The sequence below is a fragment of the Arthrobacter sp. FW306-2-2C-D06B genome (assembly GCF_021789175.1).
Classification (GTDB): domain Bacteria; phylum Actinomycetota; class Actinomycetes; order Actinomycetales; family Micrococcaceae; genus Arthrobacter.
In genome coordinates this window covers 2667671-2688818 of the sequence record NZ_CP084560.1, presented here as the reverse complement: position 1 = coordinate 2688818, position 21148 = coordinate 2667671, and the positions used below count along the sequence as shown (strand labels likewise).

The following is a 21148-nucleotide window of genomic DNA, read 5'->3' as shown; positions in this document are numbered from 1 at the left end:
CCTAGGACTTCCCTGTGACGGTCAAGACAATGAGGACACAGTTGAGGCCCACAATCAATGCGGCGCTGGTCCACCCGGCGATCTTCAATGCCGTGGAATCCGTGTGGATGCCCATGACCTCGCGCTTGCCGGTGAGCCGGATGAGCGGAATCAAGGCGAAAGGGATGCCGAAGCTCAGCAGGACTTGGCTCAAGACGAGCGCCAGGGTGGGTTCTATGCCGGCGCCGAGAACGGCGAGGGCAGGGACCAGCGTGACTACCCGGCGGAGCAGCAAGGGCACCCGGATCTTGAGGAGTCCGCCCATGACCGTTGCGCCGGCGTAGCATCCGACGGAGGTCGAAGCGAGGCCCGAGGCAAGCAAGCCGACGCCGAAAGCCACTCCGATGACTGGGCCAAGGGCAGATGTCACGGCGGCATGGGCCCCGGCGATGGTGTCGGTTCCTTCGACCCCCCGCAGGCTGGACGCGGCCAAAAGGAGCATGGCGATGTTCACGACTCCGGCCAGCATCAAAGCGCCCGCGACATCAACGCGAGTGGTCCTGATGAGCCTTGTCCGCACAGCGGGATCTTCCGAGAAGCCATGCCGGTCACGGGCGAGGGCCGAATGCAGGTAGATGGCATGCGGCATGACGGTGGCGCCGAGCATGCTCGCAGCGAGGAGGACAGTGTCCGTGCCTTGGAACCGCGGCACCAAACCAGCCAATACTCCACCGGTCTCGGGGGGATTGACGAAGAGGCCCGAAACGAAACCGACGGCGATGACCGCCAGGAGCATCATGATGGCGTACTCAAAGGACTTCTGGCCCCGTGACGACTGGAGCGCCAGGAGCAACATGGATGCCACGCCGATGATGATTCCGCCCATGAGGAGCGGCAGTCCGAAGAGAAGGTTGAGGGCTACCGCTCCGCCGATGACTTCGGCCATGTCGGTAGCCCCGGCAACTACCTCTGCCTGGACCCAGAACAGTCTGCGGCGGTGGGTTCCCAAGCGTTTGCCCAGGAGTTCCGGAAGGCTATGTCCGGTGGCCAAGCCAAGTTTTGCGGACTGGTACTGCACCAGGACCGCCATGATGTTTGCCGCTACCAGGACCCACACGAGCAGGTAGCCGTAGTTGGCTCCGGCAGTGAGGTTCGCCGCGACGTTTCCCGGATCCACGTATGCGATCGCAGCCACGAAAGCCGGACCCAAAAAAAGCAGCCGGGACTTCCACCGGGTCTTGCTCGCCGGTCGCTCCGCGATAGTCGCAGCCATGGTTTCCTCAACATCGGGGATACGGACATGATGAGGATACCGTTAAGTTAGGCACGCCGAAAAGTCGTTTTTAGGTATAGCTTGATCACATGCTGGCCCAACTGACTAGCACTAGATGTCGTTCTGAGCCCTCTAAACGACATTAACTGCGAGTCGGTTGGGTGGGTTCAGGCGTGGGTGGGTTCTTCCACCAGCGCGGTCGCGATGCTGTCCGCATCCTCGAGCGCGGCGAGGTAGCGTTCGGCATCCAAGGCTGCGGCGCAACCCGTGCCGGCGGCCGTAATGGCCTGGCGATAGCGGTGGTCCACGGCGTCACCGCAAGCGAAGACGCCAGACAGATTGGTGACCGTCGTGGGGGAGTCGACCTTGATGTAGCCCTCGGCGTCGAGCTCCACCTGTCCCGCAACCAGCTCCGTCCGGGGGACATGTCCAATGGCCACGAATATTCCCGTAGCCGCATGTTCGCGCGGTTCGCCGGAACGTGTGTCAGCCAGGGTTACGCCGGTGACCTTGGTGTCGCCGTGGATTGCGGTGACCGCGGAGTTCCACGCGAAGCGGATTTTCGGATTGTCCTTGGCCCGTTGGGCCATGATCCGGGAGGCCCGGAGCTCTTCCCTGCGGACGACGACGGTCACGGTCTTCGCGAACCGGGTCAGGAAAATCGCTTCTTCCATGGCCGAATCACCGCCACCCACCACGATGATTTCCTGATCGCGGAAGAAGAAGCCGTCGCACGTGGCGCACCACGAAACGCCGTGCCCGCTCAACCTCTTCTCTTCGGGCAAGCCGAGTTCCTTGTAGGCGGAACCGGTCGCAAGGATCACGGCCGGGGCCTCGTGGGTGTCGCCCGAGCCGGTGACCACGCGCTTGAGGTGGCCATGCAGCTGGACTTCAGTGACGTCGTCGAACGCTATCTTGGCGCCGAAGCGCCCGGCCTGCTCCTGGAGGCCGTCCATGAGCTCGGGGCCCTGGATTCCAGCGGGGAAGCCGGGGAAGTTCTCCACCTCCGTGGTGTTCATCAACGCCCCGCCGGCGGTGACCGATCCCGCAAGGACGAGGGGGCTCAGGCCCGCCCGCGCGGCGTAGATTGCCGCGGTGTATCCGGCAGGGCCGGATCCGACGATGATCAGCTGTTCTTTGCTCATGGGACAAGTGCAACAAGGACGAGGACTTCAATCAAGGGCTCGACAATCCGAGTGCATAATGGGTGAATGTCCAGCGAAGCCAGAGCGGTCCTGATCCGACCCATGAGTCCCGAGGATTGGCCCGAGGTCCGTGCGATTTTCACCGAAGGTATCGAGACCGGGCAAGCATCCTTTGAGGCGGCAGCTCCTGACTGGGAACGATTCGACGCGAGCCGCCTTCCTGATCACCGCTTCGTTGCCGAAGTATCCGGCCGCGTGGTGGGATGGACGGCCGTTTCCCCCGTGTCCGCGCGCCAGGCCTATGCCGGGGTCGTCGAACACTCCGTCTATGTCGCCGGTTCTGCCCGCGGACAGGGTGTCGGAAGTTTGCTGCTGAAAGCGCTGGCTGCGTCGACCGAAGAGCAGGGCATCTGGACCATCCAGTCCAGCATTTTCCCCGAAAACCAGGCCAGCATCCGCCTTCACCAAGCCAATGGCTTCACCATCGTTGGCCGGCGCGAACGCATCGGGCGCATGAGTGCCGGGCCCCTGGACGGCCAATGGCGGGACACGCTCCTGCTTGAACGGCGCTCACGCCGGGTCTGAAGCGCTACCCTGCCCTGTCCTCGTGCGCGCGGGTGACAAAGTGCTCCACCCGTCGGTCGGGAACCAGCCAGATCAGCGCCACGACGGTGTAGGCGACGACAGCGAGGAAGGGATGCAGAAGGCAGAGGCCAAGACCGGCCAGGTAGATGAGCGGCGACGTCTTTCCCTTCCAGTCCCGGCCAATCGCTTGAGCGAGTGCACCCTGGCGCCCCTGGTGCCGGATCAACGACTGCTGCAGGACGAAGTAGGCAATCGCGGCGCAGAGCAGGTTGAACCCGTAAGCCAGCACCGGGACCTCGGCGAAGCTCGACTCATCCATCCAGCGTGTGCTGAACGGGAAGAGGGATATCCAGAACAACAGGTGCAGGTTAGCCCACAGTATTCTGCCGTTGACCCGATCCGCCAGATGGATCATGTGGTGGTGGTTGTTCCAGTAGATCCCCACGTAGACGAAGCTGAGCAAGTAGCTGAGGAACGTGGGAAAGACGCTGAGCAACGCATGCCAGCTCGGTTCCGCGGGCACGCGCAGCTCAAGCACCATGATGGTGATGACAATGGCGAGGACGCCGTCGCTGAATGCCTCGAGCCGGTTCTTGTTCATGTTCCGTAGCCCCTGATTGCGTCGATGAGCGTTTTGACGAGTTTCCTGTTGTCCACTTGAGTCAGAACATTGATTGGGTGGGCGCCGCTTGTATCTACGCCTACGGCCGTCCGCAAAGTGTCGCGTACCCAGCGAATGCTTCGTCCGCGGGTCAGCGTGCCACTCAATTCGACGTCGACCATGTATTCCTTGCTATGCGCGATGGATCTGTCAAGCAAGATTGCGACAGCGAGGGGGTCGTGGAGCCAACAGCCGGGTATGCCGCGGGTTCTTGAAGAGTATTGCAGCCAGGCTCGCGTCCAGGGAAGAATGCACCGTGAGAGATGGTTATCGATGCTTTCCAGTTCCGTCAGGTCGTCGGGGGTGAGCATCGTCTGCTCCGAGGCATCCAGGGGAACCAAGGTGATCGGGGCCCCGCTCCTGAGAACGATGCGGGCAGCCTCGGGGTCTACCCCGAAATTGGTGTCTTTGAGAGTGCCGTCGATGTTGAATGAGCCGCCCATGACGACGATCTCTTTGAGGGCGCTTGCCAGTTGTGGGTGGACGAGCATTGCATGGGCGATGTTGGTCAACGGACCGATCGCAACAATGGTGACGTTGCCGGGGTCTGCGAATGCGAGCTGAGCAATGACGGCGGCGGCGGAGACGGACCCCTGTGGCTCGAAGTCCCGAACTGGGGGGACGCCATCCCATAGCCCGGCCAGGGACGGGTCGGCAATGGGGGCGTCAAGGAGTGACCTCCACGGACCGTCCGGCTCCTGAAGGGCGCGTTCGGCGCCGCAACAGATCGGTATGTCCACGCCGAGGTCCTCCAACATGGTGCGTGCCACTGAATACCCCGTGCGGCTGGGCGTGTTGCCTGAAACGGTGGTGATGGCCGCTAGGTCGATCCGGGTTTCTGCGGCGATGGCCAGGGCAATGGCCAGGCCATCGTCAACGTTGGCCCCGGGAACGCCGTTCCCGGGGTCGCAGTCCAAGATGACGCGGATCCGGTTGTCATTCATCTCTGTCAAAAGTGTCTCTTTCGTAATCGCACCCGCATGATGCCCGTCTCCGCAGACGGAAATCGCATTCGATCGATTCCCCCGCGAAAGGGGCAGATCGTAGAAGTAAATTGATGGAGGATTTGGCGATGGTTTCAATGGGTTGTTCTATGGCCGACAGCGTGGGATTGCTAAAAGCGGAATTGATCGTGCCGTTGAAGCAAACAATGGCCAGATCCTCGGGGATACGCACCCCGAATTCTGTCGCAGCCGCGAGCAAGCCGAGGGCCTGTAGTTCGTTTGACACGAAAACAGCGTCCGTTTGGACCGCACCGGAAAACATTGCCTTCCCCGCAGCATATCCGCCGCCCCGTGTGTAGCCAGCCTCGAAGATCAGACGATCGGATGCTGCGATCTTGTTCAGCGTCAATGCCTGCCTCCAGCCGTCGATGCGGTCTTGGGAATTCAAATTCTTCCGTGGCCCTGAAATGATGCCCACTGAATTCCTGCCGTGTTCAAGCAAATGCTTCGTGGCTGCGAAGGCCGCCTCGGTCTCATTGATGAAAACCGAGGCAGCCTCCGAGCCGCTTGGTGCTTTGTCGAGGACAACGATGGGAACTCCCGCAGCATGGGCATCGCGCATATCCACATCCCTGTCGACGCCGTACCAAATAATGCCGTCAACCCGGCGTTCGATGAAGGTCCGCAAAATCTCTCGCTCGCGTTCCTTGTTGTCATTGGAATCGCCAAGCAGGAGAACCCTGCCAGTGGAGAACATTTCCTGCTGTAATGCGTGGGCCAGCGCCGCCAGGAAGGGGTTGCGGATATTGGGGACGATCAAGCCATAGGTCTTGGTCGAACCCGCAGCCAAAGACCGCGCTATGGTGTTCGGGCGGTAACCGGTTTCGGCAATAGCGTCCAATACTTTCTGCCTCGTTGAGGCCGATACCGGACGGGGTCCGTTATTGACCACGTAACTCACAACCGCTTCCGACGTCCCGGCTGCAAGCGCAACTTCCCTGCGGGTTACCTTGCCGATATTTAGTCCCATAGCACCTGACTGTTTCATGTCCCTCCGGCGGTTACTCTAGCAATCGTTCAGATGGCGTCTTCGAACTCGTTGAGGTCACGGCCCTTGGTCTCGGGGGCATAGAAGGTCGTGACCAAGCCGATCCCAGCCATCAGGATGAAGTACACCGCGATGGGCCACCAGTGCCCGAAACCTGCCAGCAATGCGGCCGCCACCAACGGGGCCGTGCCGCCGGAAACGATGGAGCCGAGTTCCTTGGCCAAGGCCATCTGAGAATAGCGGTGGTTGACCCCGAACAGTTCGACGCCGTACGCGGCCTGGACGCCGAAGATTCCCAACGAGGCCAGGCACATGCCCACGATGATGACGCCCATGACAATCGCCGGCTCGCGGGTGTCCAATAACGCGAAAGCGGGCACGGCGTAAAGAACCAACAGGAGGCAGAATATGCGGTAGCTAAGCCGTCGTCCGAAACGGTCCGAGAGGAATCCCGCCAGGGGGATCACGCCGAAACCGAGGATGGACGCAATGAGAACGGCCGACGTCGGAACGGACTTATCGACAAGCAGGACTTTGGCGACGTATCCGATGACAAAGCTCTGGGCGAGGTAAGAGGGGCCGTTCTCGCCAATGCGGAGTCCGAGCATGATGAAAAACGCTTTGTGCCGGGACCAGAAGCTGCCCTTTACCTTGAGTGTCTCCTCGGGCCGGGAACTGTCCTTCAGGGTCTCTTGCTGCTTGAGGAACACCGGGCTCTCAGTCATTGAGCGGCGGATAAGGAGTGCTGCCGCGGTGATGATGAAACTGCCAATGAAGGGGATGCGCCAACCCCAGGACAACAATTCCTGTTGGGGAAGCTGCACAATCAACAGCCAGATGGCTGAGGCGAGGAGCGTCCCGCTATTCGAGCCGAGCGCAACAATCGAGGCCACCAGGCCACGCCGCTTTGCCGGTGCATATTCGGCGAGCATGACGGCGCCGCCGGAAAGTTCTGCGCCGGCACCGAAGCCCTGGGCGAGGCGGAGCAGGACCAGCAGTGCCGGGGCTGCGACGCCGATCTGGTCGTAGCCGGGGATGAGGCCAATCAGGGTGGTCGACAGGCCCATGAGGGCCACCGTTGCGACAAGCACGAACTTCCGTCCGCGCTTGTCCCCGAGGCGGCCGAAATAGATGGCTCCGAGTGGCCTGGCGAGGAAACCCACGGCGTATGTAGCGAAGCCGGACAGCAGGGCGATGACGGGGGAGCTTCCCGGGAAGAAGACGTTGCCGAAGATCAGGCCTGCGGCCAGGCCGTACAAGGCGAAATCCACGTACTCCATGGTTGTTCCGAGCCACGTGGAGATTGTGGCGGTACGAAACCGGGCACGGCCTTCGGGTGTCTGGAAGTGCAGGTCTGGTTCTGAGGGTTTTTCGAAATCGACAGTACTCATGTCACGTTCAGGTCCTTTTGATGGGGGTGAGGATGCGAGGTCTACGCGCGTAGAACGATTAGAACGTTATGTGGCTTCTGTGATCAGGGGGCGACTGGATGGTGAACGTTGTCTAAAGAACGGCAAAAGCCCCCACGGAGCGCCAACACGCGGCCAAGGGCCGTGGTGCTTGCGCCCGCAGGGGCATTCGGGTCGAGGGCCGCCGGATCAGGTCCAGTTCGGGAACCTCGTCTCCCCTAGCCCAGTGTGGAGCTGTCGATCACGAAGCGGTACCGCACATCGGACGCGAGAACGCGCTCGTAGGCGTCGTTGATCTTGTTGGCCGGGATCACCTCGATCTCGGCACCAAGTCCATGCTCCGCGCAGAAATCGAGCATTTCCTGGGTCTCGCGGATGCCGCCGATCGCAGATCCGGCGAAGGAGCGCCGTCCGGTGATGAGCGAGAACACATTGACCGGGAGCGGCTCCGCCGGTGCGCCCACGTTCACCAGCGCGCCGTCGAGCGTCAGCAACTGAAGGTAGGAGCTGATGTCGATCGGGGCGCTGACCGTGTTGATGATGAGGTCGAAGGACCGCGCAAGCTCTTCGAAGGTGGCCGGATCGCTTGTGGCGAAGTAGCTGTCCGCGCCCAAGCGCAGGCCGTCTTCCATCTTCTTCAGCGACTGGGACAACACGGTGACTTCGGCGCCCATCGCGTGAGCGAGCTTGACGGCCATGTGGCCCAGCCCGCCGAGTCCGACGACGGCGACCTTCTTGCCCGGTCCGGCACCCCAGTGACGCAGCGGCGAATAGGTGGTGATGCCTGCGCACAGCAGGGGAGCGGCGGCGTCGAGCTCTATTCCTTCGGGGATCCGCACCACGAAGTCCTCGGTCACGACGACGTGGGTGGAATAGCCGCCCTGGGTGATCGTCCCGTCACGGTCGACGGCGCCATAGGTACCCGTCATGCCTTTCAGGCAGTACTGCTCCTCGCCCTTGCGGCAGTTCCCGCATTCGCGGCAGGAGTTGACCATGCAGCCGACGCCGACCCGGTCGCCGATCTTGTGGCGGGTGACATCGGTGCCAACCTCAGTGACAATTCCGGCGATTTCATGACCCGGGGCCAGTGGGTAGGATTGCGGTCCCCAGTCGCCGCGGACGGTGTGGATATCTGAATGGCAGATGCCTGCGAATTTGATCTCGATCAGCACGTCATGGGCACCGACGTCGCGGCGCTCAATGGTGGTGGGGACGAGGGCCTCGCTCGCGGACGGGGCGGCGTAAGCATTTACGGTCAGCATTTTTCTCCTGTTGGTGGACGGAGGATTGGCGCTATCCACCCAACACGAGATTTCCGAAGTGAGGGAGTCCCTGCTGGTAGGGGTACTGGCAGGGCCTCCCTCAACTGAATCGGATCTGTTGCGGACTAGCTGGCGCCCAGGAAGATCGGGTTCGTGAGCGCCGCCATGGGACCGAGCGGGATGACCGTTCCCATCTCCGTGCCGCTACCGGACGTTCCGTCGATCTTAGGATGCCGGACCTCCACGCGCACGTAAGCCGCGAGCTGCGGGGTGGTAACCCACGTGCTTGTTCCTTGGCCCGACGCCGGAAGCGTCACCTGCTGGGTCTGTCCTTCGTCCGTGATGAAGCGTACGACGCCGTTTGGCACACCGGCGATTTTCGCCGTCACCGTGACCGGGGCGTCTGCCGCGACCTTGAGCCGGTCGCCCACGGTCGCGCTCTTGCCGCCGGAGGTGACCTGGAAGTCCACCGAGACGTCAGCCGACTCGGCGATCCAGTTCCGGCCATTACGAATGCCGTCAAGCAGGGCATCGCGGGACAACGCTGCTGCGTTGACCACGTTGTGGGGGAATCCGATGACCTGCGGGACGCTGTGGGCGTCGCTGTTGCCCATCGCGGGGAGCCACCGGCCCCCCGTGCGCACGGAGTGGGCCAGCATCGAGTCCCACGTGTTGACGGAGGACTCGTCGTCAATGGTCCACGGGCCCGTCCATACCTCTACGGCGTCGGCGTCGTCGTAACCGAACTTCCAGCGGCAGGCGACGTACGGGCAGTACGGGTGGGCCGGAACAACGATGCCGCCCGAGGCGTGGATCCGCTGGGCTTCCTGCTCGAACCCCTTGTCGCGGGCCCGGTAGCGCCAGTCGATCCATTCGCCCGGCTCCAGGCCGAGCGCGAGGTAGTGGCCGTTTCGCGTGGTGACTTCCTCGCCCGTGAGGATGAGCAGGTCGTTGCCGGCGAGCGGTCCCCAGACACCGTGCGATGCCGGAGTGTTGTGGTCCGTGGAGATCATGAAGTCGAGGCGCGCGGCGCGGGCGCCGGCTGCGACTTCCTCGGGGGTGCGCTTTCCGTCCGAGTAGACAGTGTGGAGGTGCGCATCGCCTCGGTACCAGGCCGCGCCTCGTCCGGCGATCTGCTGCGGCGGGTACTGGGGCTTGAAAGGGGCGACGTCGGGTCCGTATTCAAGGGTGACGTTCACGGTGTAGTCGAGGCCCTGCTCGGCAACCTGGTAGGGACCGAGAACAACGTTCCATGTGCCCTTCCCAACGGGTCCCGGCAGGTAACCCGGCGTTGTGTCGCCTCCCGCGCTGATGCTGAATTCTGTGCGGAATCCGCCTGACCAGCCACGGAAGCCCTTTCCGGCGAGGTCGGTGCCCTTCTCATCGAAGATTCCGATGTCGCAGGCGTTCCCGAGGAGGCCTGGGGCCACCTGGGGCTTGCTGTAGGTGTACGAAACGCTGATCTTGTTGACGCCGGCCGGGACCTCGATCGGCAAATAGACGAAGTCTGCGGCGCCCGGATCCAGATGGCCGGTGATCGTCTTGGTCTTGCTGGTTCCGGTAGCGGCTGCCGCGAACGAAACCGGGGCCAAGGTCAAGGCCGCGCCGGTCAGTGCGGCGGCCAGGAAGCCGCGCCGGGTAGAGGAGAAGGAGACATTTTCGCCCGAATGGGCTTTGCATGGTGAAGTCACTCCCTCGATGTTGCCTACCGTTACTGAACAGTAGGCAACGGAACCAAGAACGGCGCATGAAACCGGGGGCGCAGGCAAGCGGCGTCCATTGAGTGGACTGGTCATGTTTGGACCCTTGCCATGAGCGACGCCCGGCCTTACTGTTCTTGGCATGCACCAAGGGCTGGGGCGACGGCGCAAACCATTCCCATGTACCGAACAGGACGGTGTTTTCAGATGTGCGATATTCCGGGTTTGATCAGTCGCCTTGAGGTCGAAGACCTCGCTCGATTGCGCGAGGCAGGCAACGAAAAGCCCCTGGAGCCGGGGATGATCGCCGCCATAGATGCCGCGGCCGGCGGGCCAGGCGAAGGCCGCGGTTACTACGTGGTCAGTGGTTCCGTGTATCCGGTCGACGCCAGGGAGTACCACCTCAGGGACGATGTGGCGGAAGCGCTGTTCGCGGCCGAAGAAACCTCCCTGGGCGTCACAGCATAGGCCCGAAAGACGCCCTCATCCAGGCCACCGGCACCGGCCCACACTGAAGAACCAGGTGGGCCGGTGCTTTGGGATAGAAGGTGCTTTGGGCTAGAGAGCGCCCAATAGCTCCTGCATTTCCTTGATCTCGGCCTCCTGCGCCATCACGATGTCCTTGCCGAGTTTGAGGGCGTCCGCGTTCTTACCATCGGCGCCTTCATTTTTCGCCATGGCCACGGCACCTTGGTGGTGGGCGATCATATGGGTCAGGAACAGCCTGGCTGCTTCGCGGCCCTGGGCGGCCTCGAGGTTCTTCAAGTCCTCGTCGCCCACCATTCCGTTCATGCTGTGGTCACCCGACATCCCGGCCGGCTCGTTCCAGTCCTTGAGCCAGCCCGTCATCTTCTCGATCTCCGGGCCTTGGGCTGCCTTGATCCTGCCGGCGAGCGCAGTCACTGGGGCAGGGAGTCCGGTCTTGGCGAGCACGACGTCGCTCATCCGGACGGCCTGGGCATGGTGGGGGATCATCATCCGGGCGAACCCTGCGTCCGCCGCGTTGTGGCTTCCAGCCGCGGTCGAACCGACGCTCTCCGTGGCCGAACCAGACGGGGAGGCACTTCCGTGGTTCATTCCCGGCATGCTGCCGCCGGTTCCGGCCGAGCAACCGGCGAGCGAGATGGCCGTGGCAACGGCAAGGGTGGTCATGGTCAGGTTTTTTCTCATGGTTTTGGGGTCCTTCAATCAGTCAGCCTGCAAGAGGTACGGCTGCGCGGGACGCGCACAGCAAGCCCACCGCGTGGGCGGCGCGTCAGGGTGGAGTCTTGTGCAGCGGGCTGGCAGCCCGGTGCGGCTGTGGATTTTACGTGCGGCTGATGCAGAGATCGCCCGGGGAAGGACTTCCCGGGCGGTGCGAGTAGCCGGGGACTTGGGCGCCAGCCTCCGCCGTGACCGCATTGGGATAGGGCGGGACACCTGGTAGGGGTGCTGTCAAGGTGTTATGGCCCGGAGCAGGCACGCAGACGGCGTGCAGGGCCGACATCTCCGTGCAGGTGCCCGGGCTTGTGCAAGACGGTGCGGGTGGCGTAGCCGCGTGGTGGACTGCTTGCTGGCTCACGACGGCGGCCGGGCTCGCCGCGGCGGTGGCGTGCATGCTGTGCCCACCCGCCATGACATGCATCCCGAGGATTCCGGCGATGACCGAGAGCAGTCCTGCGAACAGGCTGATCCGGAGGAGGAAGGCAGTGGCGCGGCCCCGTAGGGGGTCGGTCATGGTCTTCCTCCTTCTGCGGCTTGTACGCTGGGTTCTCAGCTTACGACGGGTTCAACGAGCGCGGGCGCCGTTCAGTTTCAGCCGGCTGCCTTCACCCTGCCGCCATGGTCCGGCCCGTCATGGTCCTCGGTGGTTGCGCGGCTTTCGCGGCGGCCGCTTCGCGGGCAAGGAACGCTCCGAGCTCGCCGATGGTGCTCATCAAGGGCGCCGGAAACACGACGGTGGTGTTCTTGTCCACGCCGATCTCCACCATGGACTGCAGGTTGCGCAGCTGCAGGGCCAAGGGGTGGGCCATCATGGTGTCGGAAGCCATGCCCAGGGCGGCGGCGGCCAGGGATTCGCCTTCGGCGGCGATGATCTTGGCGCGCTTCTCACGTTCGGCCTCGGCCTGGCGGGCCATGGCGCGCTTCATGCTGTCCGGCAGTTGGATGTCCTTGAGTTCCACGAGGGTCACTTCGACGCCCCATTCCAAGGTCAGTCCATCCAGGATCTGGCGGATGTTGGCGTTGATGACATCCGTTTCTGCGAGCGTCTCGTCGAGCGTGTGCTGGCCCACTACCTTGCGCAGCGTGGTTTGTGCGATCTGGTCGATTGCGGCGTAGACGTTTTCGATGGCGAGGACCGATTTGATAGCGTCCACCACCCGGAAATACGCGACGGCGGAAATGTCCAGGCTGACGTTGTCCCGGGTGATGATGCCCTGGGACTGGATAGGCATGGTGACGATCCGCAGGGAGACTTTCCTCAGCCGGTCGACGAACGGGATGATGATCACAAGCCCCGGAGTCCGGAGGCCCTGGACCCTCCCCAGCCTCAACAGGACACCGCGCTCATACTGCGTGACAATGTGGACGGCCATCGCGAACCAGATGACCAGCAGGACGAACAAGACAATGAGCCATGTGATGGCGTCCGCTGTCATGGCCGCCCACCGGCTTCATCGCTTAGTGCTGATGCGTTCATGGCAGAGATCCTTCGGTGGCGATGGAGGGAAAGGGGAGCCCAATTTCCGCAGCGAGGCAGGCGAACCCGCTTACGTTGTATCTCCAGTACACACCTTGGATTCGCCGAGTTGTAGGGCCACAAATGAAAGGAACGCCCCTGGGGGACGTTCCTTCCAATTTCGTGGCTTAGACCCTTTCGCGGGTCCGGTCGATTACCGGCTCCGGATCATTCGTGAACTCACGGTGGCGGCGTGGGAAGGCCCAGAACATGAAGTCCTTCGCGTCCACCTTGGGCTCAGGGCGTTCCTCGGGTTCCTGCGAGGCATCTTTCCTGGTGTCCCGCCGGAAATCCTTGTAGTAGCCGTAGCACATCACAGACCTCCTTCTAGCAACTGCCCTTTAATCGTCCTCCCGATCCGGCAAGCAGTCCACCTTTCAGGCGCGGATCCGCATATAGGCACTCCGCATATAGGCACAATGGAGGAGTGAAATCCCCACTTGTCCCCCGGAACGCCGCGCTCGCATACCGTCCTTTCGACCTGGACACGATCGGCACGGGACTGGTCTTCGGAGAATCGCTGGGGGAACTCGCCAAAGTCCTCGCTGCCGGAGGAACGGTAGGAACCGCCGTCGTGCAGGCGCCCCCGGGGACCGGCAAGACGACGCTCGTGCCGCCCCTGCTTGCCAATATCGCGCTCATCGACACCGCGGCCGGCGCCGTCACAGGGAAAGAATGCCCCCGGGTGATCGTGACCCAACCACGGCGGGTCGCAGCGCGCTCAGCCGCTCGGCGCCTCGCCGCACTCGACGGAAGCCGGCTCGGCGATCGCGTCGGGTACACGGTCCGCGGTGAAAGCCAGGCTGGTCCGGGGACCATCATAGAGTTCGTCACTCCGGGAATCCTCCTGCGCCGCCTGCTCGCGGATCCGGGCCTTGAGGCCGTCAACGCCGTGATCCTTGACGAGGTCCACGAACGCGGCCTGGAGACAGACTTGTTGCTCGGAATGCTCATCGAGGTCCGTGAGCTGCGCGACGACCTCACCCTCGTCGCGATGTCGGCAACCCTCGACGCGCCACGGTTTGCCGCGTTGATGGGAGGCGCCGGAGAAGACACCGACGGAAAGCACGACGGCGGCGGGCCGGCACCCGTCGTCGACTGTCCGTCCGCGCTCCATCCCCTGAAGGTGGACTGGGCGCCCGCGTCGGTGCCACGGTTGGACGGACGCGGCGTGACCCGCACCTTCCTGGACCATGTGGCGGACACTGCCGCGGCGTCGTACACGGACACGCTCTCAGCCGATCCGGACATCGACGCCCTGGTATTCGTCCCCGGTGCATGGGAGGTCTCCTACGTCGCTTCCCGGCTGCGCGCCCGCCTGGCTGCGACTGCACCGGACGCGGAGGTATTGGAGCTTCACGGCCAGGCAAGTCCGGCGGAACAAGACCGGGCGGTTTCCGGCCGTGAGCCCGGCGGAACTCCCCGGATCATCGTCTCGACCGCCCTGGCCGAATCCTCCCTGACAGTTCCGGGAGTCCGGCTCGTCATCGACTCGGGGCTGTCCCGTGAACTGCGGCGTGACGCCAACCGCGGCATGTCCGGCCTGGTCACGGTCTCGTGCTCCCGTGCCTCCGCCGAACAACGCGCCGGACGCGCGGCACGCCAAGGGCCCGGACGGGTGATCCGCTGCTACGAGCAAAAAGCGTACGGAGCCGCACCGGCCCACCCGACACCGGAAATTGCGGCCGCCGACCTGACGGGCGCCGCGCTCGTCCTGGCCTGTTGGGGATCGCCGGGTGGCCGGGGGCTCGCACTTCCCGACGCGCCGCCGCAAGGCGCGATGGACGATGCAATGGAAGTGCTGCGGGAACTTGGTGCGATTGACCCGGACGGACTGGCCACTGACGTGGGAAAGACCCTGGCCGGGATTCCCGCCGATCCACGACTTGCCAGAGCACTGCTGGATGGTGCCGCCACAGTCGGGCACCGCGCGGCTGCCGAGGCGGTCGCCCTCGTGGCCGGCGATCAACGGGCTCCGGGGGCCGACCTGACGCGCCTGCTGGCCACGCTCCGGACGGGCAAGGACGCCGCGGCCCGGCGTTGGGCGGAGGATGCCCGCCGGATGGAGGCGATCGCACGCCAGGAGCGATCCGCCGTCGGGTCTTCCCTGACCGTACCGGCGAGCCGTGGGGAAGCGCTCGGGTTCGTTGTCGCGCTCGCGTTCCCGGACCGCGTGGCGCGCCGCGTTCCAGGCGCCGGCCCGGAACGCTACCTGCTGACGTCCGGTACACGGGCCGGGCTGCCGGCTGGCAGTCCGCTCACCGGCCACGAATGGCTCGCCGTCGCCGAAGTGTCCCGCGCGGAGGGCCGGGACGCGGCAGGGACCGGCGCCGTCATCCGTTCCGCCGCGCCCTTGGCAGCGGATGCCGCGGAAGCTGCGGCCAGCCACCTCGTGGGCGACACGGTGGAAGCCGCATTCAAACAAGGCCGCGTCATCGCCAGGCAAGAAAGGCGGCTCGGAGCGATCCTGCTTTCCTCGACCCCCGTGCGCCCTTCCATCGACGACGGGCGCGTCGCCGTAGCCCGCGCGCTGGCGAAGGAAGGTCTGGGGACCATTGGATGGTCGGCGGCTGCCGATGCGTTGCGCCGGCGATTGGCTTTAGTGCACAGGGAACTGGGCGATCCATGGCCGGACGTCTCCGAGCCCGCGTTGCTGGCCCGGTTGGAGAAGTGGCTGGCACCGGAGCTCGAAGCGCTCGCCGGAGGCGCTGCGACGAGCGGGATCGACTTGGCCGAGCCGTTGCGGCGGCTTTTGCCGTGGCCGGAAGCGGCCCGTCTCAGTGAGCTGGTGCCGGAATGGCTTGAGGTTCCTAGCGGTTCGCGGGTGCGGATCGACTATCCGGACGCGGCGGACGACGACGGCCGGCCGGTAGTGGCCGTGAAGTTGCAGGAGTGCTTCGGCTGGGCCGAGACGCCCCGTTTGGTCGACGGCCGGGTGCCGGTGCTGTTCCACCTGCTTTCTCCGGCCAGGCGACCCCTGGCTGTGACCGACGACTTGTCCTCCTTTTGGTCCGGCCCGTATGCGCAGGTCCGTGCAGAAATGCGCGGCCGCTATCCGAAGCATCCCTGGCCCGAAGATCCGTGGACGGCGCCCGCCACAGCCAAGACCAAACGGAAGATGTGACCGCGGCCTCGCCGGCGCTTCCAGCGGCCTGGGAGGGATTCACAGGCTCTTTCCTTAGGATGCGACGGTGATGAACATTGAATTGCGTCCCTCTGACCTGGCCAACGACTGGTGGCAGGCCGTGCTGCGGGGATTCACGACGGCAGAGGTGCCGAACCTGGCGACCCCGGTGGTGTTGGGCATCCTGGCTGCGGCCGTCGTACTGAGCATCCCGCGGGCCACATGGCGTTGGTTCGGCCTTTACGTGACCTTCGTGCATGAACTGGGCCACGCGTTCGCCGCCCTCATGACGGGGCGGGTTGTCCACGGGCTCAAGATCGGGCTGGACCACTCGGGTCAGCTCCTGAGCAGCGGGCGCGGCAAGTTCGGCGCAGCCTGGTCCGGTTTCTGGGGATATCCGAGTCCCGCGGTGGTGGGTGTGGCGCTCATCTGGTGCGTGTCGGCAGGGCGGTCGGGAGCGGCCATGTCCATGGGCGCGTTGGTATTGCTGCTCGCGCTGATCTTCCTGCGGAACTTCACCGGAATCTTCGTCGCGGTCCTGAGCGCGGCGATTGCCCAACTCCTTGTCATGTTCGCCAACGCCTCGACGGTCAGCCATGTGGTGCTCGGACTCGGCATAGCCCTCGAGGTGGGCGCCGTGCGTGATTGGTTCAAGGTGGTTTCGGTCCACACCAGTCGGCGGGATCGGCTCGCCTCGTCGGATGCCTACATCCTGGCCCGTACCACGGGGGTACCGTCCTTGCTGTGGCTGGTGGCCTTCGCTGTTGTCATTGCGGCAAGCACGGCCTTTTCAGTTCGCCTGGTATGGGGCATGCTCTCCTAAGCCTGCGGTTTCGGCGCAGGCGGGGTCGATTGCTCTTGCCGTGGGCCGGTCCAGGGTGTGGAATCGGTTAGCAAAGGACGCGGGGATTCGTCTTCTATTCCAGGAGGTGCTCATGTCGGTGAAAGGCCCAGGCAGTGCGACGAAGGGGTCGAACCGGACCAACCCTGATCTTCGACGGGCGGACCCTTCCTCGACGCCGGCCGATCGGCCCGAAAACATCCGCAACGTCGTCCTGATTGGCCGTTCCGGCGCGGGCAAGACGATGCTGCTTGAATCACTCCTTTACGCTGCCGGCGTCGTGACCCGCATGGGTTCGATCGTAGATGGCACCACCGTGAGCGACTCCGAAGCGACGGCCATCCACCAGCAGCGATCCATCGGACTCTCCGCGGCGCCCCTGGTCTTCGACGACGTCAAAGTGAACCTTCTCGACACCCCGGGCTACGCCGATTTCATGGGCGAGCTGCGCGCGGGGCTCCGTGCTGCGGATGCGGCGTTGTTCGTGGTGTCGGCGGTTGACGGGGTCGACGTCGGAACCACCGCCCTGTGGGGTGAATGCGAGCGCGTTGGCATGCCCAGGGCAGTGGTGATCAGCCGGCTGGACCATCCGCGGGCGAACTACGACGGGGTCCTGGCCGAATGCCGCGCCGCCTTCGGCGATTCCGTCCTGCCCCTTCACTTGCCGGTCCGCAACGGTGACGCTGTCTCGGGCGTGCTCGGGCTGCTTTCGGGCTCGGTGTCGGAGTACACCTCCGGGGAGCCACGAGCTGCGGTCCGTCCCGCGACTGCGGCCGAACTGGCCGGCGCGGAGGGTGTCCGCGGGGAACTCATAGAGGGCATCATTTCCGAGAGCGAGGATGAGACCTTGATGGACCGGTACCTCGGCGGCGAGGAGGTCCCCATCGATACCCTTGTGGAAGATTTGGAGACCGCGATCGTCCGCGGGACGTTCTTTCCGGTCCTGGCAAGCTCCTCCGTGACCGGAGTCGGCACGGCCGAACTGCTCGAAGTGCTGACCCGGGCGTTTCCTTCTCCGACCGAGCGTAGCCTCCCGGCGGTAACTGACTTGGGCGGGACACCTGTCGAACCCCTGACATGCGATCCGGATGGTCCGCTCCTTGGCGAAGTGGTGCGGACTACGGTTGACCCGTTCCTGGGACGCGTGTGCCTCGTCCGGGTCTTCTCAGGGACGCTTCGCGAGGACTCTGCCGTTCATGTCGGCGGCCACGGCCTGGCCGAGCGCGGCCACCCCGACCACGACAGTGACGAGCGGATCACGCACCTCTACTCTCCGTTGGGGGCCAGCCTTCGGCCAGTGCAGTTCGCCGTGGCCGGGGACATCTGCGCGCTCGCTAAGGTGGCGAGTGCCGAGACGGGAGACACGGTTTCCGCACGCGAGGCTCCATTGCTCGTGGAAACCTGGGATATGCCCGAGCCGCTGATGCCTGTCGCAATCGAAGCGGCTTCGCACGGCGATGAGGATGCGCTGTCCAAGAGCCTGGCCAAGGTAGCGGCTGGAGACCCTACCCTGAGGGTGGAGCGCAACTCCGAGACGCACCAGCTGGTCTTGTGGTGCATGGGCGAGGCCCACTCAGAGGCTGTCCTGGACCGGCTGCGCGAGCAAGGGGTGAAGCTCCAGACCGTGGGCGTCATCACGCCGCTCCGGGAGACCTTCGCCGCCCAGGCCGCCGGCCACGGGCGCTATGTCAAGCAATCCGGCGGCCACGGACAGTACGCGATTTGCGACATCGAAGTGGAACCCCTCGAACGCGGGGGAGGGTTCGAATTCGTCGACAGGATTGTGGGCGGGGTCATCCCCGGAACGTATGTCGTGTCGGTCGAGAAAGGCGTCCGGGCCCAGATGGGCAAGGGGGTGCGGGCAGGTTTCCCGGTGGTCGACATCAGGGTGATCCTGGTAGGCGGCAAGACGCACAGCGTCGATTCATCGGACGCGGCTTTCCAGGCGGCCGGCGCGTTGGCCTTGCGGGAGGCCGCCGCGGCCAGCAGCATCCAACTCCTCGAACCGATTTCGGCCGTGACGGTACTTGTGGCCGACGAGCATGTGGGTGCGGTCATGAGCGATCTGTCCTCGCGCCGCGGACGCGTCACCGGGACGACATCCGTGGGCGGAGAGCGTACTGAGATCAGCGCCGAAGTCCCGGACCAGGAACTGCTGCGGTACGCGATCGTGTTGCGGGGGCTGACGGCCGGCAGCGGACGATTCCGCCGGGAGTACATGCGCCACGAGCCGCTGCCGCCCGGCATAGCCGTCGCCTCGGCGAAAGCCTGAGGCTCAGCCGTTCTTGCGAAGGAATGCTGACACCGGGGCCGCGAGAGACGCGCCGATGTCCGCTGCACTCTTCTTGACTCCCACGCGTCCAAAGGAATGGTCGCCGCCGTCCCACCACTCTATGGTCGCAGTGGGCCCAATCCGGGCCACCACGTCTTCAAGCAGCTCCGGCGTCGCGAAGGTGTCCCGGGTTCCCTGCAGGAAGAGCATCGGCAGTGTGAGCCCATAGAGGTGCTCATCGCGGAGCTTCTCCGGTTTTCCAGGCGGGTGCAGCGGGTAGCCGAGGTAGACGAGTCCGGCCGCGGACATTCCTTCGGCGACCGCCATCGACGCCATGCGGCCACCGAAGGACTTGCCGGCCGCCCACAACGGTTCGCCCTCAGAGCGCGACGCCGCTATCTCCATGGCGGCTCGCCACGCCGTGATCGCCGCCGGTGGCCGGTCGGGGAACCTCTTGCCGGCTTCCCGGTAGGGGAAGTTGAAGCGCAAGGTAGCGACGCCGTCGTCGTTCAACGCGTGCGCGAGGCCGCCAAGGAACGGATGCTCCATGCCCGCCCCGGCCCCGTGGGCGAGAACGAGGGTTGCGAATGGCTTGTGCGGGCGGGCGTAAATACCGGAGATCACTGTACCGTCGACGTCGATCGTGACATGGGAATCGGCGCTGCGCATGCTCACTCGAATCGCGAGGGATCGCCGGTGCCGCGCCTGACCACTTCCGCCGTGCCGCTCGAGAAGTCCACCACGGTAGTAGGCTCCGCGCCGGTGTCTCCGGAATCGATGACGGCTTCCACCAGATTGTCCAGGCGTTCCTTGATTTCCCAGCCTTGAGTCAAAGGTTCCTCCTCGTCCGGCAGCAGCAAGGTGCTGGAAAGGAGCGGTTCGCCCAGTTCGGCGAGCAGGGCCTGGACAAAATTATGGTCCGGAATCCGCACGCCTACAGTCTTTTTCTTGGGGTGCAGGAGACGGCGCGGCACTTCCTTCGTGGCCGGCAGGATGAACGTGTAGCTTCCCGGCGTGACGGCCTTGATGCTGCGGAAGACGTCGTTGTCGATCATCACGAACTGGCCGAGCTGCGCGAAATCCTTGCAGACCAAGGTGAAATGGTGCTTGCTGTCGAGCTGCCGGATCGAGCGGATCCGGTCGAGGGCTTCCCTGTTGCCGATTTGCGCGCCGAGGGCGTAGCAGGAATCGGTGGGGTAGGCGATGAGGCCGCCGGACTGGAGGATATTCACCACCTGGGCGATTGCGCGTGGTTGGGGGTCCTGCGGGTGGACATCGAAGAATCTTGCCATGCCACGAGCTTACGGGCAGGCCCTACTTCAGGACAGGACATCCTTGCTCGTGAATTTGCCATAAGCCAGCGCACCGGCCGCCACGATGTAGCCCGCCTGCAGCAGGGCATTGTCGCCGAAGCTCGTCCACGAGATGGGTTGGCGCAAAAGATCGGCGAAACCCAACCAGTAATGGCTGAACAGCCACGGGTGCAGCCACTCCAGTTGCGGCAGGTTGTCGGCCACTTGCGACACCACGGACAACACTATGGTTGCAGCCATGGCTCCGACCGGCACGTCCGTAAAAGTGGAAATTGCCAGCCCGATGGCGGACAGGCCCAACAAGGACACTGCGATGTATGCAGCAATCAGCAGGGAACGCACCACTGATTCGCCGACGCCGATAGTGTCGCCCGAGAGCAGGGTGACGGGACCCACCGGGAAGAGTGCGACGCCGGCCAGCGCGCCGGCGGCGGCCACCGTCAGGGTCGCTGCCAGGCAGAACGCCGCGGCAGACGCGTATTTGATCAACAGGAGGCGGACGCGTCCCGCCGGGGCGACGAGCAAGTACCTGAGCGTGCCAAGGTTTGCTTCTCCGGCAATCGTGTCACCAGCCACCACTCCGATCGTGAGCGGCAGGAACAAGGGCACGGAAACGATCATCGCCGTCACGCCGACGAAAAGCCCGTTTTGGGTGATCCGGTCCAGGAAGGGCGGACCCCGCCCCGGCGCCACGGGATGCGAGCTCAGCTTGACCGCCGCGGCGATAAGGATGGGAATCGCGGCGAGCGCCAGGAGCATGGCCCAAGTCCGCAGCCGCCTGAACAGCACCGAGAGCTCCGAGGCCATGAGTGACCACGAGCTTGATGGCCGGGTGTTTGATGAAAGGCCGCCCGACGCGGCGGTCATGGGCCT

Annotated in this window: 20 protein-coding genes; 5 read left to right on the top strand and 15 right to left on the bottom strand. The window is 64.3% G+C overall.

The features are described from left to right. Window position 1: 1 nt before the first annotated feature. Both LFT47_RS12550 and trxB read right to left on the bottom strand, forming a co-directional pair. Window positions 2-1252 carry an Nramp family divalent metal transporter gene (locus LFT47_RS12550; protein WP_236811224.1) on the bottom strand — a complete coding sequence of 417 codons (1251 nt, stop codon included), beginning with the start codon at window positions 1250-1252 and terminating at the stop codon, window positions 2-4. 167 nt (window positions 1253-1419) lie between these two features. After that, on the bottom strand, window positions 1420-2397 hold the full coding sequence (gene trxB / locus LFT47_RS12545) for a thioredoxin-disulfide reductase (protein WP_236811222.1): 978 nt from the start codon (window positions 2395-2397) through the stop codon (window positions 1420-1422). A gap of 66 nt (window positions 2398-2463) precedes the next feature. On the opposite strand from trxB, the gene LFT47_RS12540 reads away from it, so the two are divergent. Next, window positions 2464-2982, top strand: a complete 519-nt coding sequence (locus tag LFT47_RS12540; protein WP_236811220.1) for a GNAT family N-acetyltransferase — start codon at window positions 2464-2466, stop codon at window positions 2980-2982. Between the two features lie 4 nt (window positions 2983-2986). Here LFT47_RS12540 and LFT47_RS12535 read toward each other — a convergent pair whose 3' ends face one another. The 6 genes from LFT47_RS12535 to LFT47_RS12510 form a co-directional block, all read right to left on the bottom strand. Then, the gene (locus LFT47_RS12535; RefSeq protein WP_236811218.1) at window positions 2987-3583 is read right to left on the bottom strand and encodes a TMEM175 family protein; all 597 of its coding nucleotides are present in this window, start codon (window positions 3581-3583) and stop codon (window positions 2987-2989) included. Next, window positions 3580-4587 (bottom strand): nucleoside hydrolase, encoded by a 1008-nt coding sequence (locus LFT47_RS12530; RefSeq protein ID WP_236818546.1) that lies wholly within the window; start codon window positions 4585-4587, stop codon window positions 3580-3582. The genes LFT47_RS12535 and LFT47_RS12530 overlap by 4 nt, the downstream gene beginning before the upstream one ends. Continuing rightward, a complete protein-coding gene (locus LFT47_RS12525; RefSeq protein WP_236811216.1) occupies window positions 4580-5617 on the bottom strand; it encodes a LacI family DNA-binding transcriptional regulator in 1038 nt (345 codons plus the stop codon). Before LFT47_RS12525 ends, LFT47_RS12530 begins: the two co-directional genes overlap by 8 nt. Window positions 5618-5664: 47 nt before the next feature. Then, on the bottom strand, window positions 5665-7026 hold the full coding sequence (locus LFT47_RS12520) for an MFS transporter (protein ID WP_236811214.1): 1362 nt from the start codon (window positions 7024-7026) through the stop codon (window positions 5665-5667). 236 nt (window positions 7027-7262) lie between these two features. Then, window positions 7263-8306, bottom strand: a complete 1044-nt coding sequence (locus LFT47_RS12515; RefSeq protein WP_236811211.1) for an NAD(P)-dependent alcohol dehydrogenase — start codon at window positions 8304-8306, stop codon at window positions 7263-7265. Window positions 8307-8431: 125 nt separating this feature from the next. Further along, window positions 8432-9997: a CehA/McbA family metallohydrolase gene (locus LFT47_RS12510; RefSeq protein ID WP_236811210.1), complete on the bottom strand. Its 1566-nt coding sequence runs from the start codon at window positions 9995-9997 to the stop codon at window positions 8432-8434. Window positions 9998-10231: 234 nt separating this feature from the next. Here LFT47_RS12510 and LFT47_RS12505 point away from each other — a divergent pair, with 234 nt between their 5' ends. Next, on the top strand, window positions 10232-10474 hold the full coding sequence (locus tag LFT47_RS12505; RefSeq protein WP_236811209.1) for a hypothetical protein: 243 nt from the start codon (window positions 10232-10234) through the stop codon (window positions 10472-10474). A gap of 90 nt (window positions 10475-10564) precedes the next feature. On the opposite strand, the gene LFT47_RS12500 is transcribed toward LFT47_RS12505, so the two are convergent. The 4 genes from LFT47_RS12500 to LFT47_RS12485 all read right to left on the bottom strand — a co-directional run bounded on the left by LFT47_RS12500 (window position 10565) and on the right by LFT47_RS12485 (window position 13039). Continuing rightward, a complete protein-coding gene (locus tag LFT47_RS12500) occupies window positions 10565-11176 on the bottom strand; it encodes a DUF305 domain-containing protein (RefSeq protein WP_236811208.1) in 612 nt (203 codons plus the stop codon). 136 nt (window positions 11177-11312) lie between these two features. Further along, on the bottom strand, window positions 11313-11723 hold the full coding sequence (locus LFT47_RS12495) for a hypothetical protein (protein ID WP_236811207.1): 411 nt from the start codon (window positions 11721-11723) through the stop codon (window positions 11313-11315). Window positions 11724-11814: 91 nt separating this feature from the next. Beyond that, entirely contained in the window at window positions 11815-12645 is an 831-nt protein-coding gene (locus tag LFT47_RS12490) for a slipin family protein (RefSeq protein WP_236811206.1), read from the bottom strand. Between the two features lie 208 nt (window positions 12646-12853). Continuing rightward, on the bottom strand, window positions 12854-13039 hold the full coding sequence (locus tag LFT47_RS12485; protein ID WP_236811205.1) for a hypothetical protein: 186 nt from the start codon (window positions 13037-13039) through the stop codon (window positions 12854-12856). 113 nt (window positions 13040-13152) lie between these two features. Here LFT47_RS12485 and hrpB point away from each other — a divergent pair, with 113 nt between their 5' ends. From hrpB to LFT47_RS12470, 3 genes are all read left to right on the top strand, one after another. Continuing rightward, entirely contained in the window at window positions 13153-15849 is a 2697-nt protein-coding gene (hrpB, locus tag LFT47_RS12480; protein ID WP_236811204.1) for an ATP-dependent helicase HrpB, read from the top strand. Window positions 15850-15919: 70 nt separating this feature from the next. After that, the gene (locus LFT47_RS12475; RefSeq protein ID WP_236811202.1) at window positions 15920-16672 is read left to right on the top strand and encodes a M50 family metallopeptidase; all 753 of its coding nucleotides are present in this window, start codon (window positions 15920-15922) and stop codon (window positions 16670-16672) included. A 112-nt stretch (window positions 16673-16784) separates the two neighbouring features. After that, a complete protein-coding gene (locus LFT47_RS12470; protein WP_236811200.1) occupies window positions 16785-18962 on the top strand; it encodes an elongation factor G-like protein EF-G2 in 2178 nt (725 codons plus the stop codon). A 3-nt stretch (window positions 18963-18965) separates the two neighbouring features. Here LFT47_RS12470 and LFT47_RS12465 read toward each other — a convergent pair whose 3' ends face one another. The 3 genes from LFT47_RS12465 to LFT47_RS12455 are packed head-to-tail and all read right to left on the bottom strand — an operon-like array spanning window position 18966 to window position 21142. Next, window positions 18966-19631: an alpha/beta hydrolase family protein gene (locus tag LFT47_RS12465; RefSeq protein WP_236811198.1), complete on the bottom strand. Its 666-nt coding sequence runs from the start codon at window positions 19629-19631 to the stop codon at window positions 18966-18968. Between the two features lie 2 nt (window positions 19632-19633). Then, on the bottom strand, window positions 19634-20254 hold the full coding sequence (locus tag LFT47_RS12460) for an L-threonylcarbamoyladenylate synthase (RefSeq protein WP_059389303.1): 621 nt from the start codon (window positions 20252-20254) through the stop codon (window positions 19634-19636). A 27-nt stretch (window positions 20255-20281) separates the two neighbouring features. Further along, the gene (locus tag LFT47_RS12455; protein WP_236811196.1) at window positions 20282-21142 is read right to left on the bottom strand and encodes an ABC transporter permease; all 861 of its coding nucleotides are present in this window, start codon (window positions 21140-21142) and stop codon (window positions 20282-20284) included. Between the last annotated feature and the right edge of the window lie 6 nt (window positions 21143-21148).

Bases quoted from the DNA above. Each gene is read 5' to 3' on its own strand.
- LFT47_RS12550 (WP_236811224.1), bottom strand. From the start codon at position 1,252: ATGGCTGCGACTATCGCGGAGCGACCGGCGAGCAAGACCCGGTGGAAG.
- trxB (WP_236811222.1), bottom strand. From the start codon at position 2,397: ATGAGCAAAGAACAGCTGATCATCGTCGGATCCGGCCCTGCCGGATAC.
- LFT47_RS12540 (WP_236811220.1), top strand. From the start codon at position 2,464: ATGTCCAGCGAAGCCAGAGCGGTCCTGATCCGACCCATGAGTCCCGAG.
- LFT47_RS12535 (WP_236811218.1), bottom strand. From the start codon at position 3,583: ATGAACAAGAACCGGCTCGAGGCATTCAGCGACGGCGTCCTCGCCATT.
- LFT47_RS12530 (WP_236818546.1), bottom strand. From the start codon at position 4,587: ATGAATGACAACCGGATCCGCGTCATCTTGGACTGCGACCCCGGGAAC.
- LFT47_RS12525 (WP_236811216.1), bottom strand. From the start codon at position 5,617: ATGGGACTAAATATCGGCAAGGTAACCCGCAGGGAAGTTGCGCTTGCA.
- LFT47_RS12520 (WP_236811214.1), bottom strand. From the start codon at position 7,026: ATGAGTACTGTCGATTTCGAAAAACCCTCAGAACCAGACCTGCACTTC.
- LFT47_RS12515 (WP_236811211.1), bottom strand. From the start codon at position 8,306: ATGCTGACCGTAAATGCTTACGCCGCCCCGTCCGCGAGCGAGGCCCTC.
- LFT47_RS12500 (WP_236811208.1), bottom strand. From the start codon at position 11,176: ATGAGAAAAAACCTGACCATGACCACCCTTGCCGTTGCCACGGCCATC.
- LFT47_RS12495 (WP_236811207.1), bottom strand. From the start codon at position 11,723: ATGACCGACCCCCTACGGGGCCGCGCCACTGCCTTCCTCCTCCGGATC.
- LFT47_RS12490 (WP_236811206.1), bottom strand. From the start codon at position 12,645: ATGACAGCGGACGCCATCACATGGCTCATTGTCTTGTTCGTCCTGCTG.
- LFT47_RS12485 (WP_236811205.1), bottom strand. From the start codon at position 13,039: ATGTGCTACGGCTACTACAAGGATTTCCGGCGGGACACCAGGAAAGAT.
- LFT47_RS12475 (WP_236811202.1), top strand. From the start codon at position 15,920: ATGAACATTGAATTGCGTCCCTCTGACCTGGCCAACGACTGGTGGCAG.
- LFT47_RS12470 (WP_236811200.1), top strand. From the start codon at position 16,785: ATGTCGGTGAAAGGCCCAGGCAGTGCGACGAAGGGGTCGAACCGGACC.
- LFT47_RS12465 (WP_236811198.1), bottom strand. From the start codon at position 19,631: ATGCGCAGCGCCGATTCCCATGTCACGATCGACGTCGACGGTACAGTG.
- LFT47_RS12460 (WP_059389303.1), bottom strand. From the start codon at position 20,254: ATGGCAAGATTCTTCGATGTCCACCCGCAGGACCCCCAACCACGCGCA.
- LFT47_RS12455 (WP_236811196.1), bottom strand. From the start codon at position 21,142: ATGACCGCCGCGTCGGGCGGCCTTTCATCAAACACCCGGCCATCAAGC.